Source organism: Paraburkholderia sp. A3BS-1L (assembly GCF_051125215.1).
In the GTDB taxonomy this organism is placed as follows: Bacteria; Pseudomonadota; Gammaproteobacteria; order Burkholderiales; family Burkholderiaceae; genus Paraburkholderia.
The window spans coordinates 2283321-2301280 of sequence record NZ_CP120442.1; the positions used below are offsets into that span (position 1 = coordinate 2283321).

At 66.2% G+C, this 17960-nt stretch carries 14 protein-coding genes; 11 read left to right on the top strand and 3 right to left on the bottom strand.

Going from position 1 to position 17960, the window contains the following annotated elements:
- The first annotated feature begins 15 nt into the window (after window positions 1-15).
- Complete coding sequence (locus P5W99_RS10350) at window positions 16-729, top strand: ArsR/SmtB family transcription factor (RefSeq protein WP_434660590.1); 714 nt, start codon at window positions 16-18, stop codon at window positions 727-729.
- A gap of 195 nt (window positions 730-924) precedes the next feature.
- Window positions 925-3720, top strand: coding sequence for a DUF6600 domain-containing protein (locus tag P5W99_RS10355; RefSeq protein WP_434660591.1), 2796 nt, complete (start codon window positions 925-927; stop codon window positions 3718-3720).
- A gap of 114 nt (window positions 3721-3834) precedes the next feature.
- Here the strand turns inward: P5W99_RS10355 and P5W99_RS10360 are convergent, their stop codons facing one another.
- Window positions 3835-4806, bottom strand: coding sequence for a thymidylate synthase (locus tag P5W99_RS10360; protein ID WP_434660594.1), 972 nt, complete (start codon window positions 4804-4806; stop codon window positions 3835-3837).
- 610 nt (window positions 4807-5416) lie between these two features.
- The gene (locus P5W99_RS10365) at window positions 5417-6808 is read right to left on the bottom strand and encodes a sigma 54-interacting transcriptional regulator (RefSeq protein WP_434660596.1); all 1392 of its coding nucleotides are present in this window, start codon (window positions 6806-6808) and stop codon (window positions 5417-5419) included.
- A 577-nt stretch (window positions 6809-7385) separates the two neighbouring features.
- On the opposite strand from P5W99_RS10365, the gene P5W99_RS10370 reads away from it, so the two are divergent.
- From P5W99_RS10370 to P5W99_RS10410, 9 genes are all read left to right on the top strand, one after another.
- The gene (locus P5W99_RS10370) at window positions 7386-7913 is read left to right on the top strand and encodes a hypothetical protein (RefSeq protein WP_434660598.1); all 528 of its coding nucleotides are present in this window, start codon (window positions 7386-7388) and stop codon (window positions 7911-7913) included.
- Between the two features lie 116 nt (window positions 7914-8029).
- Window positions 8030-8539 (top strand): hypothetical protein, encoded by a 510-nt coding sequence (locus tag P5W99_RS10375; RefSeq protein ID WP_421024413.1) that lies wholly within the window; start codon window positions 8030-8032, stop codon window positions 8537-8539.
- Complete coding sequence (locus P5W99_RS10380) at window positions 8536-9165, top strand: hypothetical protein (RefSeq protein WP_434660600.1); 630 nt, start codon at window positions 8536-8538, stop codon at window positions 9163-9165. The genes P5W99_RS10375 and P5W99_RS10380 overlap by 4 nt, the downstream gene beginning before the upstream one ends.
- A 25-nt stretch (window positions 9166-9190) precedes the next feature.
- Complete coding sequence (locus tag P5W99_RS10385; protein ID WP_434660603.1) at window positions 9191-10774, top strand: hypothetical protein; 1584 nt, start codon at window positions 9191-9193, stop codon at window positions 10772-10774.
- Window positions 10775-10890: 116 nt separating this feature from the next.
- Window positions 10891-11610, top strand: a complete 720-nt coding sequence (locus tag P5W99_RS10390; RefSeq protein WP_434660605.1) for a C39 family peptidase — start codon at window positions 10891-10893, stop codon at window positions 11608-11610.
- A 14-nt stretch (window positions 11611-11624) separates the two neighbouring features.
- Window positions 11625-12467: a peptidase C39 gene (locus P5W99_RS10395; protein ID WP_434660607.1), complete on the top strand. Its 843-nt coding sequence runs from the start codon at window positions 11625-11627 to the stop codon at window positions 12465-12467.
- Between the two features lie 191 nt (window positions 12468-12658).
- Window positions 12659-14158 (top strand): hypothetical protein, encoded by a 1500-nt coding sequence (locus P5W99_RS10400; RefSeq protein WP_434660610.1) that lies wholly within the window; start codon window positions 12659-12661, stop codon window positions 14156-14158.
- Window positions 14159-14241: 83 nt separating this feature from the next.
- Window positions 14242-15771 (top strand): sigma 54-interacting transcriptional regulator, encoded by a 1530-nt coding sequence (locus P5W99_RS10405; RefSeq protein ID WP_434662546.1) that lies wholly within the window; start codon window positions 14242-14244, stop codon window positions 15769-15771.
- 83 nt (window positions 15772-15854) lie between these two features.
- Window positions 15855-16358 carry a dihydrofolate reductase gene (locus P5W99_RS10410; RefSeq protein WP_421043399.1) on the top strand — a complete coding sequence of 168 codons (504 nt, stop codon included), beginning with the start codon at window positions 15855-15857 and terminating at the stop codon, window positions 16356-16358.
- A gap of 84 nt (window positions 16359-16442) precedes the next feature.
- Here P5W99_RS10410 and pmbA read toward each other — a convergent pair whose 3' ends face one another.
- Window positions 16443-17813: a metalloprotease PmbA gene (pmbA, locus tag P5W99_RS10415; protein ID WP_434660613.1), complete on the bottom strand. Its 1371-nt coding sequence runs from the start codon at window positions 17811-17813 to the stop codon at window positions 16443-16445.
- Window positions 17814-17960 lie beyond the last annotated feature (147 nt).

A 17960-nucleotide genomic window follows, 5' to 3' on the forward strand; every position in this document is an offset into this window, starting at 1 on the left:
CGTACGGGAGCCATCATGCCTCTTCCCCCCGCCGATGAAACCCGCCACTTCCCCGGTCTCGCGCGCGTCGCGGCACTGCTCGCCGACCCCGGCCGCGCCGCCATGCTATGGGCGCTCATGGACGGTAGCGCACGCCCGGCGGGCGAGCTCACGATGATCGCGGGCCTCTCGCCGTCCGCCGCAAGCGCGCATCTCGCCCGGCTTGCCGAAGGCGGCTTGCTCGAGCCCGAAGTGCGCGGGCGGCATCGCTACTATCGGATTGCCAGCGCGGAAGTCGCCGCCGCCATCGAAGCGCTGATGAACGTCGCGCACGCCGCCGCGCCGGCCCAGCCCGTGACGCGCCCTGCGCGCACCGTGCCCGTGGAAATGCGTCACGCGCGCACCTGCTATGACCACATGGCCGGCGAGGTCGCGGTGCGCGTGTTCGACCGGCTCGTCGAAGGCGGATGGCTCGTGCGCAACGACGACGATCTCGAAGTGACGGAGCAAGGCGTCGCGCGGCTTTCGAACTGGGGCGTCGACGTGAAGGCGCTGCACGCGCGCCGGCGGCGCTTCGCCTGCACCTGCCTCGACTGGAGCGAACGGCGCCCGCACCTGGGCGGCGCGCTCGGCGCGGCGCTGCTCGAACGCTTTACCGCGAATGGCTGGGTCGAGCGTGCCAGCCGCCCGCGCGTGCTGCGCGTCACGCCACTCGGCCAACGCGAATTCGACGCCTTCGTGAGAACCTGAGCGCATCCATCAAGCTGACAAATATCCGACAACGCCACTTAACGCGCATCAAAAGCGCCCTTTCCGGGGACAGGCACACGTTCTGTTACATCTGGTGCATAAGCCCTAACAATTGAGCGCGCATGGAAACAGGCGCGGCGGATAGAGTTCCCCACATAGCTTCCTGATACTCGCTCCAGGGGCCGGAGAACCAACATGACAACGCGCACCCCATCGCTCACCACGCACGAAGACCCGAATTCGCACGCGGCTGCATATCGCACCCACGGCCGCCCGCTCTGCCGCACGCTGATCGCCGGCGCCGTGCTCGCCGCATTCGCACTCAGCCTGAGCGGCGCCAGTGCGTGGGCGCAGGCCGCGCCCGCCGCAGGCGACCCGCCCGGACGCGTCGCGCGCCTCGACTACATGGCGGGCGACGTGACCACCGAACCGGCCGGCGCGACCGACTGGTCCTATGCGCAATTGAATCGCCCGCTCACGACCGGCGACCAGATCTGGAACGACGCCAATGCTCGCTCGCAGATGCACATCGGCTCGACGGCAGTGCGCATGGGCCCGCAAACGAGCGTCGACGTACTCAATCTCGACGACTCGAACGCCCAGCTCAAGGTCGCACAAGGCACGCTTTCGACGCGCGTGCGGCAATTGCCCCCCGGTAGCGCGTATGAAATCGACACGCCCAATCTCGCGCTCGGCGTGACCAGCCCCGGTGACTATCGCGTAGATGTCGCGCCCGATGGGAGCGCCACGACCGTCACGGTGCGCAGCGGCAATGTTACGGTGTACGGCCAGAACGGCCAGATGCCGATGTCGGCGGGCCAGCAGATCCGCTTTGCCGGCACCGACCTGCAGCAGGTGGCGAGCGAGGCCGCGCCGCCGCCCGACGCCTTTGACCAGTGGGCGCTCGCGCGCGACGCCGCAGAGGACCGTTCGGTCTCGGCGCGCTACGTTTCGCGCAATATCCCCGGCTATCAGGACCTCGACGCCAACGGTTCGTGGCGCGAAAGCCCGCAGTACGGCGAAGTCTGGACGCCGAACGACGTGCCCTCGGGCTGGGCGCCGTATCACGACGGCCACTGGGTCTGGCAAGCGCCATGGGGCTGGACGTGGGTGGACGACGCTCCATGGGGCTTCGCGCCTTATCACTACGGCCGCTGGGCCTATGTCGACGATTCGTGGGCGTGGGTGCCGGGCCCGATTGTCGAGACCGAGCCGCCGGTCTACGCGCCCGCGCTCGTCGCCTTCGTGGGCGGTGGGGGCGGCGGCCCCGACTGGGGCGTGAACCTCGCCATTGGCGGCGCGGCGGCGGCGGGCGTCGCGTGGTTCGCGCTCGGGCCGGGCGAACCGTGGCATCCGCACTGGGGCGACTGGAGCCCGCGTTACTACGACCGCGTGAATCAGACCGTCATCGTCAATAACTACCGACACGACGTGAACATCACGAATATCACGAACGTCAATGTGCACAACAATACGTTCGTGAACTACCGCGTACCGGGCGCCGTGACCGCCGTGCCCGCCACGGCCTTCGTGCACGGCCAGCCGACCTCGCGCTTTGCACAGCGCGTCGACCCGCGCCAGTGGCAGAACGCGCGCATCCAGTCGGGCACGCCGGGCATCGCGCCGGTCAAGGGCAGCTTCGGCCCGAACATGCGCCGCGCCGATTACCGCCCGCCAGCGTCGCTCAATCAGCGGCAAGTGGTGGCGACGCGCGCGCCGGTTGCGCCGCCCGCTTTCCATGACAACCTCGCGCAGCGCTTCGCCCGTGGCGGCGGCGCCGTGCCGGGCGCGGGCGCGCCCGTCGTGCGCGTTTCCGCGCCGGCGCACGCCCCGTTCTCATCCTTCTCGCCCGCTTCGCGCGGAGGATGGCCGCAGCAGAACGTGCGCGTCGTGCCGCCGCACTCGCCGGTGATCGGCGCAACGGGCCGGGGTAACGGCCAGCCCGGCGGCCAACTCGGTGGTCAACCCATCGGCCAGCCCGGGCGGACCAACGGCACGCCCGGGCTGGCGTCCGATCAGATGCACGGTCAAATGCCGGCTCAAATGCGCGGTCAAATGCCAGGCCAAACGCCAGGTCAAACGCCAGGCCAGCCACCGCGTCCGAGCGCCTTCGCCCAAGGCGGCCCGCGTGGCCCGAGCGCGTCCATGCCCATGCGCGGGCAGCAACCCGGCCAGCCTGGCATGGCGCCGGCAATGACGAACGGCCATGGTCCGGCCGGGCAGCCGAGCGAAGCGCATGGCGTGCCGCGTCCGCCGCAGTTCGCCGGACGGCCGGAAAGTGCGCAGCCGCAGGGTGCCCTGCCCGGCGGCCAGCCGCACGCACCAGGCACGCCGGGCGCTGCCGGCAACATGAATGGCCGTGCGATGGCAGGCGCGCCGGGCGAGACGCATCAGCCGTCGTGGATGCAGCCGCACGCGCCGATTGCCCAGCGTGGACAGCCCGGCGGCGGCGCAGCGCCGCGTCAGGAGAGCCGCCAGCAAGCTTTCGCATCGATGCAGCAGCCGCGTGACGGCGCGCCTGCTCGCATACCGCAACCCTCCGCAGGCGACGCGCCGCACGGGCCGCAACCGGGCGCGCAAGCCCGCCCGCAGCCCCAGGCGCAACCGGCGCAACCGGCGCAACGCGCCGATTTTCATCCGCCACAGCAGCCACAACCGCGCGAGCAACCGCGCCCGCAGCCCCAACCCCAACCGCGGGCCGAATTCCATCCGCAACCGCAGCAACAGCCGCGTGAAGCGCCGCATCCGCAACCTCAGCCGCGCGCGGAATACCATCCGCAACCCCAGCCGCAGCCGCGTCCGGAATTCCATCCGCAACCGCAGCCGCAACCGCGCGCCGAGTTCCATCCGCAACCGCAGCCGCAACCGCAGCCGCGCGCCGAGTTCCATCCGCAGTCGCAGCCCCAGCCGCGTCCCGAGCCCCGTCCGCAGCCTCAGCCCCAGCCGCATCCGCAAGCCGGCGGCGGCCACGACGATCGCCATCGCGGCTAAACCCACCGCCCCGGCGCGCGCAGAACAGCGCGCGCCATTCAACGCAAAAGCCCGCGAACGTCACCGTTCGCGGGCTTTGTTTATGGTGCGGCGCGATGGCACTACAGCGGCACGCTACACCGCCATTGGCGCGGTAAGCGGATCGTGGTGCCGGTAGCCGGCCAGCGAGAAGTCCGACGGCTCGACTTTTTCGAGCCACTCGGGCTCGTAGAGGCCGGTTTTTGCGTACTCGGGCACGCGTGCGGCGATCTCGAGGCGTGGGCTCTCATAGGGCTCGCGGTGCAACTGCTCGTTGAGCATGCCGAGCTGATTTTCGTAGATGTGCGCGTCGCCGATGAAGTACGTGAACCAGCGCGGCGTGTAGCCGGTCAGGCGGCCGACGAGATGTAGCAGCACCGCGCCTTCGGTCAGATTGAACGGCGTGCCAAGCCCGACGTCGTTGCTGCGGATGTACAGGCACAGCGAGATCTCGCGCTTCGCGACGTTCGGCAGGAATTGGTAGAGCAGATGGCACGCGGGTAGCGCGATCTCGTCGAGCACCGCCGGGTTCCAGCCATGAAACAGAATCCGGCGATCGGCGGGATTGTTCATGATCGTGTCGAGACACTGGCGCAGTTGGTCGACCGCCTTGTAGAGCAGCACCTTTGGGCGGCCGTCCTCGCTGAATTCGCTCACGCGCGCAAAGCCGCGGGACTGCGCGTCGGCAAGCTGCGCGCTCGCGTCGGCGTCGAGCACCTTGTAGGCGGGCCACTGGCGCCACTGCACCCCGTAGACGTCGCCCAGATCGTCGGTGCCGCGGCGATACGGATTGGCCAGCCACTGCGCGTTCTCGTTCGCATTGGCGTCCCAGACCTTGCAGCCGAGCGCGCGGAAATCCGCCGCGCTGCGCGAGGCGCGCAAGAAGCCGATCAGCTCGCCCACCGCGGACTTGAACGCCAGCTTTTTCGTCGTGACAGCGGGGAAGCCCTGTTGCAGGTCGAAGCGCAGCATTGCGCCCGGCATGCTGATCGTGCGGATGCCGGTACGGTTTTCCTGCCAGGTGCCGGTGTCGAGGATCGAGCGGACGAGCTCGAGATACTGTTTCATGCGCGCTTCCCTGAGCGGGCGCGCGAGCGCACCCGATGCGGATTCAAAAGCGAGATTCTATAGCAAGCGGGCAAACGGCAGATCGGGCCCAATGGCTCAGCAGCGCAGAACAACCGGGGAACGAGCAGGAAGGCGCGCAACGACACCACGGCCGTATTGGCATAACATGTTTATGCAATTCGCATTATTTCTTCAAAGCGGGAAATAAAAAATTAATGCGCCGCACAGAAAACGTTATTGTGGCAAAAGCAAACGGAGAAAAATCGACACGCAGAATAGCGTGACAGCGGTGTGGAAAATTCGTTAGCAAATGATGCATAAATAATCCACCATTTCGTCATCGGCGAACCCGGGCCGCACGAATCAACGCATGCTGGCGCAAGCCACGCGGACAAGGCGGCCCACGCACGCGAGCCGCCTGCCGCACGAACCCGCGCCCCCGCGCGGACCCGTCTTGCACCCCTGCACCCTTCTGAACCGTCCAGCACCCTCATGGCCGTATCCGGCTCTTGGTCGCCTGCTTCGTCAGCGCTTGTCCGGCTGCTTTTTGCGCAGCCGCTTTATGGTCCCCTCAGCGAGGCCTGCTGCAGATCACCACCTTCGGTCACCTTCAAGCCCCGCCCCCCGAAATCAGCCCGCCAGAATGCGGCGCGAGCGGATCGCTCTCCATATGCCGCATGCCGTGCGCGCACAACAGCCGGTACAGCGTCACGCGCGAAATACCCAGTTCCTGCGCGGCGTCGCCAAGACGCCCGCGATGGCGCAGCAACGCGAGTTCGATGGCCTGGCGCTCGGCGGCCTCGCGCGCCTGCGCGAGCGAGACCGGCACCACCTCGACGTAATCGCCGAGTTCCAGGTCACGCGCCGTGATCGCACGCCCTTCCGACATGACGATCGCGCGCCGCACGCGGTTGATGAGCTCGCGCACGTTGCCCGGCCAGCTGTAGTTATGCAGCGCCGCAATCGCATCGGGAGAAAAGCCTCGCAGGCGCCGCCCGCCGTCTTTCTTGAAGCGCTCGAGCATGTGCCGCGCGAGCAGTTCGATGTCCTTGCCGCGCGCGCGCAGCGGCGGCTCGTCGATCTGCAGCACGCACAGGCGATGATACAAATCCTGGCGGAAGCGCCCGTCGACCATCGCCGCGCGCATGTCCACGTGCGTGGCGGAGATGATGCGCACATCCACCGGCATCGACTGATGGCCGCCCAGCCGCTCGATCTTGCCTTCCTGAAGAAAGCGCAACAGGCTCGCCTGGCTTTCCATCGGCAGGTCGCCGATTTCATCGAGAAAAAGCGTGCCGCCGTTGGCCGCTTCCACGCGCCCGGTCTTGCGCTGGCTCGCACCCGTGAATGCGCCGCGCTCGTAGCCGAATAGCTCCGACTGCAGCAGATGCGGCGGAATGGCGCCGCAATTGATGGGCACGAACGGCGCATTGCGCCGGGACGAACGTTCGTGAATGGCAACCGCGGTGAGTTCCTTGCCGGTGCCCGACTCGCCCGAAATGAACACCGGCGCGTCGGTCATCGCGACCTTGCGGATCGAGCGGAAGAGCGCCAGCATGGCCTCGCACGAGCCCACCATTTCGCCTTCCGCGCCACCCGAATGGTCGTTCGAGGCACGCTCGCAAAGCGTGACCATGCCATAGGCATGGCCCACGGAATCGACGATGCGCTCGCCGCTCCACGGCACCGTTACGTAATCGAAACAGTAATCGCGCACGAGACGGCGCAAATTGGCGTCCTGCAACTGACCGGTGGTGGTCGCGGCCACCCAGCCGACGTTAGGCAACGTCAGGCACGGCTCGAAGGCACCGATCTCATGGAGATGGAATTCGCTGGATAGATCGAGCAACCCGCCCGCGGGCGAACCCGCGCGCAGCGCGCGCCGCGCGTCCCGCGCGTTGCCAACGATCTCCACCTGCCAGCCGCGCTCGTGGAACCGCTCGTTCAGCGCTTCATTCGGACTGCGCGTCACGTAAACCAATTGCCGCGTTGCGGATTCCATTATTCAGATCCTCTTGCCAACACATCGTTGCGAAATGACGGCACGCACCTGATGTACAGACACGCCGCAAAAGAAACCATTCGCCAGGCGCAATTAAACGCGGGCGAGCATAGGGGCTTTTGCGGACAGTGAATCCCCGAACTGCGGCGTGTGGTCAACTTGGCCCTTACAGGGCCTTTGTTATCTGTATTACTTGTTTTTCTGAAGCTTACTATATGCACCGGGGTGTTGGATAGAAAATATGCGGCGCGAATTGATAAGGGCGCAATGGAAAGGTTTCCATTACGCGGCCGCTGAATTGTAAGAGGAAAATCAATTGCGGATGTTTCCATTCTCTTGCTCCCGCACTGTTTTCCGAGCACCCCGGATCACATAGAAAAAAAGTCGCGCAAACGTTTTCTTTGAAACGTTCCAGCGAATTTTGGGCGTTTAAACCAGCCCGACGTTTCAGCACTGAAACGTTTTTGCGAAAATCCACTATTCAAAATCCGTAGAAAATATTCCAACCCGCGACGTATCAACGGATTGCGTGGCATGGCACACGTTTCGCTAAATGTCTCGCACCAGGAGATACGCCATGCGACTCATTTCTTCAAACATCAGGCGCAGTGTGGCCGGCCCGTGCGGCATGCTGGCCGCCGTGCTGATTCCCGCCGTGCTCTTCGCCTTCGCGCCGTCGGCGCGCGCACAAACCGCTGCGGATGTGGCGAGGGCGAGTGTGGTCGCGGCGAACTCCAATGTCGTTCCTGCAACAGACGCGGCCATGGTGAGCGCAACGCTCGATATGAGCATGGCCCCTGACTCCTATTACGGCGCCAGCGGCAAGAACTTGAGCGCCGACATGAGCACGCGCACGCTCGCCGCCGATCCCGGCCCCGCTGGGGACGATCCGGCGCTCGCGGGCGTGGGCGCCATCGACGACCAGACGCTCGCGCGCCAGCACGGAGGCGCCGTGGGCATGGTGATGGTCGCCGCCACGCCGCAGCTCATGCGCGGCAATGGCGTGACGCTGTGGGACGAAATCGCCCCGCCCGCTCCGCTGCCGATTCCGGTGGACGCCGGCCAGGTGGCACAGGGAAACACCGCCAGCTACATCCGGAAGTAACGGAAAGAACGCGGCAGACAACGCGCTTTTCGCCGAACCGGCCCCGTGCCGGCCACAACGTGGTTCGAAGGTGGCGCCCAATGCGCGCCGCGCCGGAAACAGAGACGGAGACAGTCATGATCGTTCGCTTGAAGACGCCAGCTGCGCGCCGGCACTCCGCCCGGCTCGCCGCCGTCCTGAGCGCCGCGTTCGCTGCGGCGCTGGCGGCAGGCGTCAGCGCACAGCAGGTGACCAATCCCGGCGACATCATCGTCGAGCGCGACATCACCCCGCGCAGCGCCTTCGCCGCCGTGCCGAAGAGCCAGGACCCCGTGCGGGTGCGTGCCACCACCTTCCCGAAGAACACCTTCGACCCGACCATGGCGACGCTCGTGAACGATACCGACCTCACCAACGCGCATGGCAATTCCGGCGTGAACACGAGCGGCGCGCTAGCCGGCGAAGCCGCGGGCGTGCAGGCCATCACCCGCGTTCTCGTGGGCAACCCGGCAGGCTCGAACTCGGCGCTCGGCGCGGGCGGCAGCGCCCAGGCCGTCGGCGGGCTGGGCGGCACGATCTCCTCCACGGTCACCGGCGCCATCGCGCCGATCACGAGCGCACTGGGCGCGATCGGGAGCATGAAATGAGCCGCCACACACCCGCCCGGAACATTCCGCGAGCATTGGAAGCCGTCGCGCTCGCCGCCTCACTGGCGGCGCTCGCAACGACCGCGCAAGCCCAGGTCAACGTAGGCGCGACCGCCGTGATCGCGCCGAACGCGGCGACCTCGACCACCGGCGCGCTCGCCGTGAACGAAGCGGCCGGGCTCGACAACGCCCAGGCCAACCAGTTGACCATCACCAGCGGCGGCTCGGTCGCCAATGTGAATCTCGATGAACAAGGCGCCTCGACGCGCGCGCGGCTCGGCAACGCCACCGCGCTGATCGGCTCGGGCGCTTTCTCCAACACGACCGGCGCCATGATGGTGAATCAGTCGGCGGGCGTGGGCAACATCCAGCGCAACAGTGCGCAGATCGCCACTGGTGTGCTCGGAGTCGCGATGGTATCGGACGGCGAACTGTCCGCCGCCAGCGCGACGAACGGCGGTATGGGCAACCAGACAGGCGAGACACGCGGCATTCGTGAGGTACGCATCGACGGTGCGGCCTTCAGGAATGCAACGGGCCTCGTACAGGTGAACCAGACAGCCGGCGCCGGTAACGTCACGGCAAACAGTTTTGTGCTCCGTCCCCCGGCGGGCACTCTTTTTTAACTGACCACTAGTATCGGAGCGAAACATGAAGCGCACCCTCATCGCAGCAGCAGTCCTCGCGACGGCGGCTAGTTCCGCTTACGCAGGCCCCAAGACCGCTTTCCTATTCAACGCCACCGGCGTGACCGAATATGTGGGCATCGAAGGCTTTGTCGGACTGTTCGGATGCGTCGCCGTCTCGAGCACGGCCGGCGCGGTCATCAACAACACGCAGAACACGGGTGGCGGCACGCTGCTTCCGCAGGCGCAGAGCTATCAGTTCGGCAACGTGACGACCCACTTCAACGACACCAACTGGAGCAAGGTCGGCACGGGCACCAATTCGAGCTACCGCACCTCGTACTTCGCCGAAGGATCCGCTTCGCAGTCGATGAGCGCATCGTCGAAGACGCACGACGTGAGCGCATGGACCGCGACGACCTCGTCGCGCAACTCGAGCTTCAGCAAGACCTTCAACGCCGGCATCGCGGCCAACTATCACGTCGCCACCGACAGCGGCAACACGAGCAATTCGACGACCGCAAGCACCTATAGCGACACGGGCCACAGCAATCACAGCCACTCGTACGACAGCGTCGGCAGCAACACCTCAACGCATTCGCAAAACGGCAGTGCGGGCGTCCAGGTCGGCGCCTCGTGGACGCACACCGGCAACTTCTTGAACGGCTCGGCCACTTTCGCCGCGAGCGGGTCCGAAGGCTCGTCGCACACGAGGAGCAACTCGCATAACAACAGCGACTCGACCGCAACGGCGAGCACGTGGTCGACGGCCAACAACCGCAACACGAGCAACAGCTCGACCAACGCGAACACGGCCTACGCCGACGGCACGGGCAGCGCCGCGGTCTCCTCCTATGCGAACGGCACGAGCGGCAAGTCGAGCAACTCCAGCAATACGTACAATCACCACTTCAGCGAATCGAGCAGCAGCTCGCACTCGCACTCGCAGGCTTACGCGAGAGCCACGGAAGAAAGGCATACGTCAGGCTACAGCGTGAACGACACGATGAAGACGGTCGACGATACGACGACCGGCTGGGTGACGAATCACATCGACACCCGCAAGGCCGCCACGCTCGACGCCAACACCGGCAACAACGCAGCAACCGGAGTGACGGGCAACCTGGGCGTGAACATCGCCGAAGGCATCAACAACGCGCAAAGCAATGACGTCGCGCTCGCTTCGGTCGATGTGGGCAATGTGTTCGGTAACGCTCAGATTTTCAATAATCAAGCGTCCGCTGGCACAGCCAATGTGAAAAACTTCAACCTCAACGCTTCGGTGGGTGACGGCTCGCTCGCCAGCGTCTCGGGCAATGTCGGTGTGAACGTCGCTTCGGGTATCGGCAACGCGCAGAACAACAGCCTCGCCGGCTCCGTAACGACGGCCAAGAACGCCGGTTCCGCCCAGACCACGGCGATGGTCGCGACCGACAACAACGTGCAGAACGCAGGCATGACGGCAACGGGCCAGTTCCAGGGTACGGCTAGCCTCGGCGCCGGCACGCTCGCCAATGCCAGCGGCAACATCGGCGTGAACATTGCCGGCGGCATCGGCAACCTGCAGCACAACGGCATGGCCATCGCGGCAATGAGCAACGGCCACTAGGCAAGGCCCGAGCATCAATACGCAGTCCTGATATCCAGGTAGTTGCAAGCTGTACCCCGACGCGCCGGCCGCCGTCACACAGCGGCTGGCGCGCAAACCCGATGCAGGAGACCACCATGTCCGGGTCCGTTTCGTCCCCGGCGTCAAGAACATGTGCCGTCGCGCTGGCGCTCGCCGCCACTGCGGCGTGGATGCCTAGCCAGGCGCAGACGAGCATCGACGCGACCCACCTGATCGGCGTGCCGATCAAGTTGCCGGTCCGCTCGATGCGCGAGATTCGCTACAACAGCGTCGTCACGCAGCAATACGACTACAGCTGCGGCGCGGCCGCGCTCGCGACGCTGCTCAAGTACGGCTACGGCATCGACATTCCCGAACCGGAACTGATCCGGCGCATGATGGTGTTCTCCACCCCCGAGGTGGTCGTGAAGAACGGCTTCTCCATGCTCGACATGAAGAAGTTCGTCGAAACGATCGGCCTGCGCGGCCGGGGCTTTCGCGTCAATACCGACGCACTCTATCACCTGCAGATTCCCGTGCTCGTCCTCATGAACATCGAGGGCTACGAGCACTTCGTGATCGTCAAGCATGCCGAGAACAACCGCATCTTCATTGCGGACCCCGCGCTCGGTAACCGCATCGTCGCCGAGGATGACTTCGCGAAGACGTGGAACGGCCTCGTCTTCGCCGTGCTCGGCAAACCGTTTCGGGAGGATTCTCCGCTGTTGCAGAACAACGAGTCGATCGCCTTGAAGCTGCGCGAGAACGCCCTGCTCAACGGCACGGCGCCGACTCCTTTCTTCGAATACGGCCTCGACAAGGCCCTGATGTTCTGAAGTCCTGAATAGCCATGAAACGCAACCTCTCACAGTGTAGCATCGCGGCAGGTGTCTGCGCGCTCGCCTGCGCTTGTTCGGGCAATGCGTGCGCAGCAGAAAGCCTCGCCGCCACCCAGGCGGCCGTGCCTGCATTTCTTTCAGCGGGCGGCCCCGACGCGCAGCCCGTGCGCTGCGAGCTCGTCGACGACGAGGTGCTCGCGCATCAAACCGGCAAGTACGCCGGCAGCGACATGATTTCCGGCTTCGTGCTCAGCGTGCTGTCGCAATGGCAGTTGCCCAATGGCGCCAGCGCCGTCGCACAAGGCGCGCTCGCCGTCTCGCAGAACACGGCCAACCATCTGAGCGCGAGCGTGCAAACCAGCGCACGCGTCACCGACCCGATGCCGGGCGGCACGAACCCGGGCAATAGCGGTGCCACGCCGAACGCCTCGGCCTCGGGCGGCCAGAACGTGTCGGTCAACGGCGTATCGCAGATCACCCAGGTCGCGGGCAACAACAACGTCGGCTCCAACGCCGCGACCATCGATTACAGCCACGCGCTGCAGATCGCCGGCATGGCGGGCGCCAACCAGACGAGCGCAGCGGCTTCGAACGCGAACGGCACCATCAAGGCCGGCATCGCATTCGGCGGCAACGGCATCAACGTCACGCTGCAAACGCCCGCCGGCATGGCGACGCAGAACATCATGCCCGGCAGCGCACAGCAGGCGGGCGCCATTGCCCAGTTGCTCCAGGTCGCGGGCAACAACCAGCAAGTCGCAAACCAGTTGCAGCTCAGCTTGCAGACGCAGCAGTTGAGCGCGCAAATGATCCGGCAGGCCGGCGTATTACAGGCTCTACGCAACACCCGCTAAAAAAGCGCCGCCTGATTACAGCAACAAGATGCCGCCGACCGCCATCGACGGCCGCCACAAGGAGACACCAGCAGGAGACCAGCACGCGAACCGCCAGAACGCGTGAAGCAACATCGAGCAAGCGTATCGACGATGCGGGCGCAGAACTTCGTGCTCTGTCGTGCATCGACTTTCGATCCGGGGGGAAAAGAATGAGCACGTCGTACCCGACGGCGGCGCCGCGTTTGACGCTGGCCGCCATTCCAGCAGCAGTCCTGCTTTTCGCGCTCGCGCAAACCGCCCACGCGCAGGCGCTGCAAAGCCAGTCTGTCGAAGAACGTCTCAACACGCTGATGCGCGTGGTGGACGAGCAGCAGCGACAAATCCAGTCTCTCGAGCGCCAGGTCACGAACCTCGAAATGGCGCAGCGCGGGCGCGGCGTGCCGGGCGCGGGTGCGCCGGCCGCCGGCGACAGCGCGAGCGTCGCCGACCAGCCCGGCGCGGACGGCTTGCCCGTGCCGCTGCCGCCGCTCGCGCAAGCGCTGCCCGGCGCCACCGCCCCAGGCTCCCTCACCGGCACCGCCACCGGTGTGCCGGTGAACCCGCCCTCGCCCGACAGCGGCCCGGCCACGGGCGCCACCGGTTCGTCCGCCGCGAGCGGGCCACAGCAAGGCGCGCCGGTCGGCGTCAATGCGGGGGACAACACGGGCGCGAACCCGACCGTGGGCCAGACGCAAAAGAGCGCCGCGCCCACCCGCACCGAGGCCGAGCAAGCAGTCGTGCAGCGCGAACATGCCCCGCTCTTCGATCACAAGCTCACGCTCGACTGGGGCATCAGCGACACCTATTACGACCGGCGCCAGTTGCAGCTCTCAGGCTTCCTCGCGCTCGATGCGATCTTCCTCGGCAATATCAATCTGGGCCAGACGAAGTCGCACCAGCTCATGGCCGATCTCGACACGCGGTACGGCATCACCGACCGCATGAGCATCGACGTCGACGTCCCGTACATTTACCGCCATAGCAGCTTCATCGTGGGCGGCGCGGGCGGCGCGGCGAACACGCTCTCCGATGCGTCCGTGAGCTCGCACGCGATCGGCGACGTGAACTTCGGGATCTACTACCAATTCCTGAAGGAGACCAATAGCCTGCCCGACGTGGTCGGCAGCCTGCGCGTGAAGACGGACACCGGAACCTCGCCGTTCGGCATCAAAGTGGTGCAGCTCACGCCCGACAACACCAACCTCGTCGCGCCCAGCAAGCTGCCTACGGGCACCGGCTTCTGGAACGTCACGGCCGGCGTCTCGGTGCTGAAGACCTACGACCCGGTCGTGCTGTTCGGCAGCTTCTCGTACACGTACAACATCGCGCGCTCGTTCTCCGATATCTCGTCGGTCGTCGGGCAAACGCAGCCGGCCGAGGTGAAGCTCGGCGACATCATCCAGTTCGGGGGCGGCGTCGCGCTCGCCTTCTCCGACAAGGACTCGGCCAGCATCTCCTACACGATGGCCATCGAGCCGCAGTCGAAGACCAAGGCGCCCGGCGGCAGCTGGACCGGCGTGCCGGGCAGCGAGACCACGGCGTCGGTGCTCAACTTCGGCCTGAATCACGTGGTCAACAAGCACCTGACGATCAACGGCGTGGTGTCGGTCGGCCTCACGCCGGATGCGCCGAACTTCGTCGTCGGCCTGCGGTTCCCCTACACCTTCTGATGAAGACGAGGCCGATCGTGCGTGATTCTTCCCCTCTGGGCGCTACCGTGACACCTCTAGCCGGGGCCGGCCCGCGGCTACCCATGGCGGGCGCGCCGCCGCATCCGGCCACAGCGAAGGCAACGGCCGAGGGCGCGACGGCAACCGGGCAACGCGGACTCGACGCCGCCGCGCGCACGCCTGAATGCACGCCCGGCCCCGATGGCGGGCCGCTTGCCGACATCGACCGCATGCTGCTGTACGTCGCCCGAATGCCGGACGCGCAACTCGGCGCGTATCTGAAGAGCCGCGGCTGGGACGTCGCGACGGCGAGAAGCGCGCCCGAAGCCACGCGGCTCGTGAAAACAGAGCCGACCTGCGCGGGCATCGTCGATCTGACCAGCTTCACCGCGCGCGACCTGGCCGCGCTCGAAGCGGTGCTGCGGCTGCAACAGGTCGGCTGGATCGCCCTCACCGACGCCAAGCGTCTCACCGACCCCGAAGTGCGCCGCCTGATCCGCCACTACTGCTTCGACTACGTGCATCTGCCGGTCGCGCCGGCTACGCTCGACTACCTCGTGAGCCACGCGTTCGGCATGGTCACGCTGTGCGACCTCGACAATGCGCCGGCGTCGGCCGCAAGCGCGGACGAAGACGAAATGGTGGGCACCTGCGAAGCGATGCAGCAGCTCTTTCGCACCATCCGCAAGGTGGCGAACACCGACGCAACGGTATTCATCTCGGGCGAATCGGGCACCGGCAAGGAGCTCACCGCGCTCGCGATCCACGAGCGCTCGGCGCGGCGCAAGGCGCCGTTCGTGCCGATCAATTGCGGCGCGATCCCGCATCATCTTCTGCAATCCGAACTATTTGGCTACGAGCGCGGCGCGTTCACGGGCGCGCATCAGCGCAAGATCGGGCGCGTGGAGGCGGCCAACGGCGGCACGCTCTTTCTCGACGAAATCGGCGACCTGCCGATGGAAAGCCAGGCAAGCCTGCTGCGCTTTCTCCAGGAAGGCAAGATCGAGCGCCTGGGCGGCCATGAGCAGATTCCCGTGGACGTGCGCATCATTTCGGCCACCCACGTCGATCTCGAAGCGGCGATGCGCGACTCGCGCTTCAGGGCCGACCTCTTTCACAGGCTGTGCGTGCTGCGCGTGGACGAGCCACCGCTGCGCGCGCGCGGCAAGGACATCGAAATTCTCGCGCACCACGTGCTGCACAAGTTCAAGCAGGACAGCGCGCGCAGGATCCGCGGCTTCACGCCGGATGCCATCGAGGCGATGTACAACTACAACTGGCCCGGCAACGTGCGCGAGCTTATCAACCGCGTGCGGCGCGCGATCGTGATGGCGGAAAGCAAGCTGATCTCGGCCGGGGATCTCGATCTCGATCAGTTCACCGCGCAGCAGACCGTGACGCTCGCCGAGGCGCGCGAGTCCGCGGAAAAACGCGCGATCGAGGCGGCGCTGCTGCGCCATCGCCATCGCCTGACCGAAGCGGCCACCGACCTCGGCATCTCGCGCGTGACGCTCTACCGGCTCATGGGCACGCACGGCCTGCGCGACGAGAAAACGATCTTCGACGGCGAGGCGGAGAATCAGCCGGACCGGCCAATCGGGCCTTCGGCATGACGCCACGGGTACGGAGGCGATGAGGCCGTCGGGTAAAATCGGTGCAACTGGCTTTTCCATTCCAACGCACTTCGACTGACTCGATGACGACGCTCACCCTGATCGTCGCTCGCGCCCGCAACGGCGTGATCGGCCGCGACAACGAGCTGCCCTGGCGGCTGCCCGAGGACCTTGCATTCTTCAAGCGCACCACCATGGGCGCGCCCATCGTGATGGGCCGCAAAACGCATGAATCGATTGGCCGCGCGCTGCCCGGCCGCCGCAACATCGTCGTCACGCGCGACGCTGCCAGGCGCTTTCCCGGCTGCGACACGGTCACGAGCCTCGAAGCCGCGCTCGCGCTCGCGGCGCAAGACCAGGCGCCCGAAGCGTTCCTGATCGGCGGCGCGCAACTTTACGCCGAGGGCATCGCGCTCGCGCACAAGCTGATCGTCACGGAGATCGCCACCGACTTCGAAGGCGATGCCACCTTCCCTGCGCCCGATCCCGCACACTGGCGCGAAACGGCGCGCGAGACGCTGCACGCGAATCCGCCCAACGACTTCGATTTCGCGTTCGTCACTTACGAGCGGCGCGACTGGGCGTAGCGTTGAGCGTCGAAAGCACGCACGCAAAAACACAAACGGCACGCCAAGGCGTGCCGTTGTGCATTGAGCCTGCGGAAAAGCCGCTTACTGCCCCGCCACCGTCATACGCTCGATCAGCACGGAGCCGGTCTGGCGCGTGCCGCGCGCGAGCGTATCGGCGCCCACCGCGACGATGTGGCGGAACATCTCCTGCATCGTCGACGCCACCGTGATCTCCTCGACCGGATACTGGATCTTGCCGTTCTCGACCCAGAAACCCGAGGCGCCGCGCGAATAGTCGCCCGTCACGAAATTCACGCCCTGCCCCATCAGCTCGGTGAGCAGCAGGCCCGTGCCGAGCTTCTTGAGCATTTCCTCGAAGTCGTCCTCGGGGTTCGTGAGCGAACTTTCCAGCCGCAGGTTGTGCGAGCCGCCCGCGTTGCCCGTCGTCTGCATGCCGAGCTTGCGCGCCGAATACGACGACAGGAAGTAGCCCTGCACCACGCCGTCCTTCACGACTTCGCGCCGTTGCGTGCGCACGCCCTCCTCGTCGAACGGCGCGCTGCCCGCGGCGCGCGCCACGTGCGGGTCCTCGACCACCTGGATATGCGGCGCGAACACCGGCTTGCCGAGGCTGTCGACGAGAAACGAGGTCTTGCGGTAGAGCGCGCCGCCGCTGGTGGCCTGCACGAACGCGCCGAGCAGGCCTGCCGCGATCGGCGCCTCGAACAGCACCGGCACCTTGCGCGTGTCGAGACCGCGCGCGTACAGGCGCGACAGCGCGCGCTCGGCGGCATAGCGGCCGACCGCCTCCGGCGAGGCCAGCTCGCTCGCGCTGCGCCGCGAGGTGTACCAGTCGTCGCGCTGCATGCTGCGGCCGGTGCCCGCGATGGGCGCGCACGCGATGTAATGGCGCGAATAGGGGTAGCCGTGCATGAAGCCGCCCGAGGTGGCGAGCACGAACTGCGAATGCTGCGCCGAAACGCTCGCGCCCTCCGAATTGGTCACGCGGCGGTCGGTGGCGAACGCGGCGTCTTCGGCGCGGCGCGCGATCTCGACGGCCTCGTCGGCCGTGAGGCTCCACGGGTGATAGAGATCGAGGTCGCGCGGCGCGGTTTCCAGCAGGTCGGTTTCGGCGAGGCCGGCGCAGTCGTCGTCCGCGGTAAAACGCGCGATGTTGTAGGCCGCCGCCACGGTGTCCTTGAGCGCCTGCGCGGAAAAGTCCGAGGTGCTCGCATTGCCGCGCTTGTTGCCGATGTAGACGGTCACGCCGACCGACTTGTCGCGGTTGTGCTCGATGGTCTCGACTTCGCCGCGCCGCACGGAAACCGACAGGCCATCGCCTTCGGAGATTTCCGTCGCGGCGTCGCTCGCGCCGAGCGCCTTCGCGTGACGGAGAATGTCCGACGCGATCTCTTTCAGCTCGTCCTGGGTATGCGGGAAAAATCGTTGCCGGGCTTCGATGTCTGCAGCCATTGTCGTTATGGTCCGGTTTCGGGCCGGAGCGGCCCGCTTGTCGTGTGTCGGGGGTATCGGATCATGCGCCTCGCCAAAGCTCTGTAAAGAAGCGCGTTTCGCGATCATAGCAAGGTATGCGAACGCGTACCGCAGCCGCATGGCCCG

Coding starts and splice junctions, on each gene's coding strand:
- P5W99_RS10350 (WP_434660590.1), top strand. CDS start 16: ATGCCTCTTCCCCCCGCCGATGAAACCCGCCACTTCCCCGGTCTCGCG.
- P5W99_RS10355 (WP_434660591.1), top strand. CDS start 925: ATGACAACGCGCACCCCATCGCTCACCACGCACGAAGACCCGAATTCG.
- P5W99_RS10360 (WP_434660594.1), bottom strand. CDS start 4,806: ATGAAACAGTATCTCGAGCTCGTCCGCTCGATCCTCGACACCGGCACC.
- P5W99_RS10365 (WP_434660596.1), bottom strand. CDS start 6,808: ATGGAATCCGCAACGCGGCAATTGGTTTACGTGACGCGCAGTCCGAAT.
- P5W99_RS10370 (WP_434660598.1), top strand. CDS start 7,386: ATGCGACTCATTTCTTCAAACATCAGGCGCAGTGTGGCCGGCCCGTGC.
- P5W99_RS10375 (WP_421024413.1), top strand. CDS start 8,030: ATGATCGTTCGCTTGAAGACGCCAGCTGCGCGCCGGCACTCCGCCCGG.
- P5W99_RS10380 (WP_434660600.1), top strand. CDS start 8,536: ATGAGCCGCCACACACCCGCCCGGAACATTCCGCGAGCATTGGAAGCC.
- P5W99_RS10385 (WP_434660603.1), top strand. CDS start 9,191: ATGAAGCGCACCCTCATCGCAGCAGCAGTCCTCGCGACGGCGGCTAGT.
- P5W99_RS10390 (WP_434660605.1), top strand. CDS start 10,891: ATGTCCGGGTCCGTTTCGTCCCCGGCGTCAAGAACATGTGCCGTCGCG.
- P5W99_RS10395 (WP_434660607.1), top strand. CDS start 11,625: ATGAAACGCAACCTCTCACAGTGTAGCATCGCGGCAGGTGTCTGCGCG.
- P5W99_RS10400 (WP_434660610.1), top strand. CDS start 12,659: ATGAGCACGTCGTACCCGACGGCGGCGCCGCGTTTGACGCTGGCCGCC.
- P5W99_RS10405 (WP_434662546.1), top strand. CDS start 14,242: ATGGCGGGCGCGCCGCCGCATCCGGCCACAGCGAAGGCAACGGCCGAG.
- P5W99_RS10410 (WP_421043399.1), top strand. CDS start 15,855: ATGACGACGCTCACCCTGATCGTCGCTCGCGCCCGCAACGGCGTGATC.
- pmbA (WP_434660613.1), bottom strand. CDS start 17,813: ATGGCTGCAGACATCGAAGCCCGGCAACGATTTTTCCCGCATACCCAG.